The 5,409-nt window shown below is 71.7% G+C and carries 7 protein-coding genes; 3 read left to right on the top strand and 4 right to left on the bottom strand.

Translation table 11 applies throughout. The annotated features are described in order from the left end of the window. The coding region (locus tag AWZ10_RS18835; protein ID WP_208618524.1) for a polysaccharide pyruvyl transferase family protein at positions 1-787 on the bottom strand (787 nt) is incomplete at its 3' end. A gap of 195 nt (positions 788-982) precedes the next feature. Then, entirely contained in the window at positions 983-2,125 is a 1,143-nt protein-coding gene (gene dusB / locus AWZ10_RS18830) for a tRNA dihydrouridine synthase DusB (protein WP_060891624.1), read from the bottom strand. A gap of 81 nt (positions 2,126-2,206) precedes the next feature. Between dusB and AWZ10_RS18825 the strand changes: the two genes are divergently transcribed. From AWZ10_RS18825 to AWZ10_RS18815, 3 genes are all read left to right on the top strand, one after another. Next, the gene (locus tag AWZ10_RS18825) at positions 2,207-3,652 is read left to right on the top strand and encodes an MFS transporter (protein WP_060891625.1); all 1,446 of its coding nucleotides are present in this window, start codon (positions 2,207-2,209) and stop codon (positions 3,650-3,652) included. Positions 3,653-3,715: 63 nt separating this feature from the next. Beyond that, entirely contained in the window at positions 3,716-4,279 is a 564-nt protein-coding gene (locus tag AWZ10_RS50290) for a hypothetical protein (protein WP_060891623.1), read from the top strand. Between the two features lie 161 nt (positions 4,280-4,440). Then, the gene (locus tag AWZ10_RS18815) at positions 4,441-4,647 is read left to right on the top strand and encodes a hypothetical protein (protein WP_037699770.1); all 207 of its coding nucleotides are present in this window, start codon (positions 4,441-4,443) and stop codon (positions 4,645-4,647) included. A 13-nt stretch (positions 4,648-4,660) separates the two neighbouring features. On the opposite strand, the gene AWZ10_RS18810 is transcribed toward AWZ10_RS18815, so the two are convergent. Then, positions 4,661-5,065: an SRPBCC domain-containing protein gene (locus AWZ10_RS18810; RefSeq protein ID WP_046706509.1), complete on the bottom strand. Its 405-nt coding sequence runs from the start codon at positions 5,063-5,065 to the stop codon at positions 4,661-4,663. Between the two features lie 41 nt (positions 5,066-5,106). Beyond that, on the bottom strand, positions 5,107-5,409 hold a 303-nt coding region (locus AWZ10_RS18805), incomplete at its 5' end, for a CGNR zinc finger domain-containing protein (protein WP_208618523.1).

The following is a 5,409-nucleotide window of genomic DNA, read 5'->3' as shown; positions in this document are numbered from 1 at the left end:
CGCGGGCCCGGCCGCGCCACAGCGCCTCCTTGGCCTGCCGCCAGTCGAGGTCGGCGCCCTCCCGCGCCCAGTCGAAGACGTAAGGGCCGTCCCGCTGCCCGCGGAACGTGCCCCGCCCGGCCGGTGGGCCCTTCGCCGACTCCTTGTCCTCCCGGGCCAGCCAGACGACGTCATGGGCGACCACGCCGCCGGCCAGCGCGTCCGGCGGCACGGCGAAGGCCAGGTCGGGGGCGAGCAGCGCGGGGGCCTCGAAGACCGCGCGGCAGCGGTGCAGGCTGTGCCGGTCGCGCAGCAGCAGCGTGAGGTCGGGGTGGGCGTCGAAGACGCGGCGGGCGCGGGTGAGATTGGCGTGGTCGGTGAAGTGCACGGACTGGGGCAGCTGCACGATCCGGCGGTCCGGGAAGTCGCGCAGCACCTGTTCGCGCAGGAGCTGGCTGTCCTCCCACAGGTCCCCCAGGTTGCCGCCGCCCGTCAGCATGATCGGGCCCTCCGGGAGACAGGCCGCCAGGTGCCCGGGGTCGTACGACATCAGGTCGCAGGCGTAGCGGACCTCGGCCCCGAGCGCGCCGAGCAGCGCGCGCTGGCCGAGCCAGATCGCGCTGTCACCGACGTTGGAGTTCAGCGGGGCGCCGATGACCGCGCACCGGGTGCCGGCCGGCACCAGCCGGTCCAGGACGGTGAGGACGTACGAGACGTAGTGGGCGCAGTGAGGGACGCAGGACGGGGGCGGGGCGTACGGGGCGGAGGGCCGGGAGGGTTTGCCCGGCTGCGTCGGCGGTTTCCGCACCGGACGCTTCGAGGGCCTCTTGGCCCGGTTCGTCGCCGGCTTCTTCGGTGTCTCATTCGCTCCGCACACCGAAACGCACTACCCGGACATTTCCTACTCATTCCGAGATGACGGAAACCGGCCGTACAACGACCGGAAAAGCGGCAGAACGGGGCAACCGGCCCTCCAGGTACGCCCGTTGCCATGCGCCCGTTGCTAACCCCCGGACGTGTCCAGCTCGGCTTCCTCGCCCACGCCCGCGCAGTCGTACGGGTCCTTGAGCCAGCCGTCCGGCAGGACGACGCGGTTGTTGCCGGAGGTGCGGCCGCGCGGGCCGTCGGCGCCGGTGGGCCAGGGCTGGTCGAGGTCCAACTCGTCGAGTCCGGTACGGAGTTCGGCGAGGGAGGAGGTGATGGCGAGTCGCTTGCGCATCTCGGAGCCGACCGCGAAGCCCTTCAGGTACCAGGCCACGTGCTTGCGGAAGTCGACGACGCCCTTGGACTCGTCGCCGATCCACTCGCCGAGCAGGGTGGCGTGCCGGACCATGATGTCGGCGACCTCGCGGAGGGTCGGCGCCGCGATGTCGTCCGTACGGCCCTCGAAAGCCGCGACCAGGTCCGCGAACAGCCAGGGCCGCCCCAGGCAGCCGCGCCCGACGACCACCCCGTCGCAGCCCGTCTCGCGGACCATCCGCAGCGCGTCCTGGGCGGACCAGATGTCACCGTTGCCGAGGACCGGGATCTCGGGGACGTGCTCCTTGAGACGGGCGATGGCGTCCCAGTCGGCCGTGCCGCCGTAGTGCTGGGCGGCCGTGCGGCCGTGCAGGGCGATCGCGGTGACACCCTCCTCGACGGCGATGCGGCCGGCGTCGAGGTAGGTGATGTGATCGTCGTCGATGCCCTTGCGCATCTTCATGGTGACCGGGAGGTCGCCGGCGCCGCTCACGGCCTCACGGAGGATCGCGCGCAGCAGGTGCCGCTTGTAGGGGAGGGCGGACCCGCCGCCCTTCCGCGTGACCTTCGGGACCGGGCAGCCGAAGTTGAGGTCGATGTGGTCGGCGAGACCCTCCTCCGCGATCATGCGGACGGCCTTGCCGACGGTCGCCGGGTCCACGCCGTACAGCTGGATCGAGCGCGGCTTCTCGGTCGCGTCGAAGTGGATCAGCTGCATGGTCTTCTCGTTGCGCTCGACCAACGCCCGCGTGGTGATCATCTCGCTGACGAACAGGCCCTTGCCGCCGCTGAACTCCCTGCACAGGGTGCGGAAGGGCGCGTTCGTGATGCCGGCCATGGGGGCCAGGACGACGGGCGGGGTGACGGCGTGCGGACCGATCCGCAAGGAGGACACAGGCGTGGACATGCCCCCATTGTCACGCACATGGACGCACGCCCGCGATTCATTAGTTAGGCGCACTATTGAGTTGGGCGTACGATGGTCCGCATGCCCGAGCTCAGCCGCCGCCACCGTCTGCTCGTGCTCGCGATCTGCTGCACCAGCCTCCTGATCGTGAGCCTGGACAACACCGTCCTGAACGTCGCCCTTCCCTCGATGCAGCGCGACCTGAACGCGAGCCTCGCGGGCATGCAGTGGACGATCGACGCCTACACCCTGGTCCTGGCGGCCCTGCTGATGCTGGCCGGCTCGACCGCGGACCGGCTCGGCCGCAAGCGGGTGTTCATGGCGGGCCTGGTCGTCTTCACGGCCGGCTCGGTGCTCTGCTCCCTCGCCCCGAACCTCGATTCGCTGGTCGCCTTCCGCATGGTGCAGGCGGTCGGGGGCTCGATGCTCAACCCGGTCGCCATGTCGATCATCACCAACACGTTCACGGAGCCACGCGAGCGAGCCCGTGCGATCGGCGTCTGGGGAGCGGTCGTGGGCATCTCGATGGCCGCGGGGCCGATCATCGGCGGCGTCCTCGTGGACTCCGTCGGCTGGCGCTCGATCTTCTGGATCAACCTGCCGGTCGGTCTGGCCGCGCTCATGCTGACCTGGCGGTTCGTCCCCGAGTCCCGCGCGCCCAAGGCCCGCCGCCCCGACCCCGTCGGACAGCTCCTCGTCATCGCGCTGCTCGGCTCCCTCACGTACGCGATCATCGAGGCGCCGACCGCGCCGCTCGCCGAGACCCTCGCCCTCGGCGGGGTTTCCCTCGCCGCGCTGCTCGGCCTCCTGCGGTACGAGCCCCGGCGCGAGGAACCCCTCATCGAGCTGCGCTTCTTCCGCTCGGCGCCGTTCAGCGGGGCGACGGTGATCGCGGTCAGCGCGTTCGCCGCGCTCGGCGGTTTCCTGTTCCTGTCGACCCTGTACCTGCAGAACGTGCGCGGCCTCGACGCCCTGCACGCCGGTCTGTGGATGCTCCCCATGGCGATCCTGTGCTTCGTCTGCGCGCCGGTCGCCGGACGACTGGTCGGCAGCCGGGGGCCGCGGCTGCCGCTGCTGGTCGCGGGGGTGGCGATGACCGCGAGCGGGGTGCTCTTCGCCGCGTTCGAGGCCGAGACCGGGAACGTCACCCTCGTCATCGGCTACGTCCTCTTCGGTCTCGGCTTCGGCTTCGTCAACGCGCCCATCACGAACACGGCCGTGTCCGGGATGCCGCGCACCCAGGCCGGTGTCGCCGCCGCGGTCGCCTCCACCAGCCGCCAGATCGGCCAGACGCTGGGCGTCGCGGTGGTCGGCGCGGTGCTGGCGGCGGGCATCGGCTCGTCCTCGTACGCCGACTCGTTCGTGTCGGCGGCACGCCCCGCCTGGTGGATCGTCGCGGCGTGCGGCTTCGCCGTCCTGGTGCTGGGGACGCTGACCACCGGGGCGTGGGCCCGGGGCACCGCCGACCGGACGGCCGAGCGGCTGGAGTCGCCCGAGGTCCGCCAGGCCGCCCCGGCTTCGGGCTGACCACCGCGCCGGACCGGGCAGGCCGGGCGCAGGACAGGACAGAAGGGCGCGCGCTTGCTTCCCATGGACCGGATCCGGACGCTCCTGAGAGAGTGCGACGATCCCCACCACCTCGAACGCCCCCGGGACTTCGACCCCAAGACCTCGGCAGACCGGTTCGCCGACCTCACCCGCGCGGTCGGGAAACGCTTCGGACCTTCCTGCCGAAGTGGCCTGCACCAGGACTCCAGTGCCTACGGCCGGATCTCCGTCCCCGTGGAGGCGACGGGCCTCGGCCTGCCCCTGCGGGTGACGCTGAGCAACTTCGGCCACCTCGTCATCGCGGAAACGGGCGACTGGTCCCAGCCCGATCCCGCGCGGGGGCTGACCGAGGACGTCGTGACCTGGCTCGACGAGGCCTGTACGGCGGCAGGGTGCGTCTTCGTGCCGCTCACTCTGCTCCAGGAGCCGTACGACGGACCGTCCCTGCCGGCCGGCCCGGAGATCCCCGCCGGGACATGGGCGGCGCTCTCGGACCTCGGCCAGGACGACGGCGAGGACGACGGGGCGGGCATCGGCACGGACGTCGGCGAGGACGAGGCGGAACCGCCGCCGGTCTGGGCGGAGCGGTATTTCACGTACATGTGACCCGAGTTGTGGAGGGGGTGCCCCGGGCGCGGGGCGCGCGACCGCCGGGCGAACTCTGCGAACTCTGCGAACTCCTCGTGCGACATCCCCTGTTGATGTTGGTCTTGCTGCACACTCCTCACGGACGCAGATCCCCGAAGTGTCGACTGGAGACCGGCCTCATGCAGCAGATCAACACGAGCAAGGTGAGCCGCTGGGACCAGCACGGACGGGAGCACATAGTGCGGGTCCAGCGCTCGGGAGTGCAGCGCACGATCAGATGCGACACCTGCGGCTGGCGCAAGGGCGCGCAGTTCCTGCCCTGGCTGAAGGCCGAGGAACACCTCGCCGAGGCGCACCAGGCGACGGTGGACCCGGCGGGCTCGTAGTCACCTTCGGCGCTCAGGCCAGTTCGTCGAGGGCGTCGGCCACCTGGTCCATCACCCGCCGCCAGTGCGCCCGTTGACGTTCACGTTCCTCGGTACTCGCCATGCGTTCCTGGTGGAAGACGAGGACGGTCCGGCCGCCGCCGGCCGCCGAGACGGCGACCTGGACGGTCGTCTCGCCGTAGGTGACGCGGATGCGGTCACCGGGCCGGTAGCCACGCACCTCACCCGTGGCGCCCGCGTCGGTCTCGTACGCGGTGCCGCGCTCGGGAGTGAGCCGAGCCCCGGCCCCGAGCCACAGCTCCAGCCCGCGCGGTCCGCTGATGAACTCCCATACGGCGGCGGGTGACTGGGGCAGGGTGCGGGAGACGCCGACTTCCCATCCGGCGTCCTTGGTGAGTCCGGTGGATCGCATGGTCATGAGGATCACCCTTTCTCGTGGACTGCTGCTCGACCGGACCGCTACTCGACCGGCGCCGCCCCGGAGCGGCGCACGCGGTGGGCGCGGACCTTGTGGCGGTTGCCGCAGTGCTCCATCGAGCACCAGCGGCGACGGCCGGGGCGGGAGGTGTCGACGTAGAGGAGATAACAGCGGTCGCCTGCGCACATGCGGATCCGTTCCGCGTACGGCCCGGTGAGGAGGTCGACGGCGTCGCGGGCGACCGTGGAGAGGAGCTGCGCCCCCGTCGCCGTACCGGCGGCCCAGCCCCGGGCGCCGTCCGCGCCGATGGCGGGGGCGAGCGGCGGGCGGGCGGCGGCCTCGTT

Origin of the sequence: Streptomyces europaeiscabiei (genome assembly GCF_001550375.1) — a bacterium.
GTDB classification, from domain to species: domain Bacteria; phylum Actinomycetota; class Actinomycetes; order Streptomycetales; family Streptomycetaceae; genus Streptomyces; species Streptomyces europaeiscabiei.
This window is presented reverse-complemented; position numbering and strand designations above follow the sequence as displayed.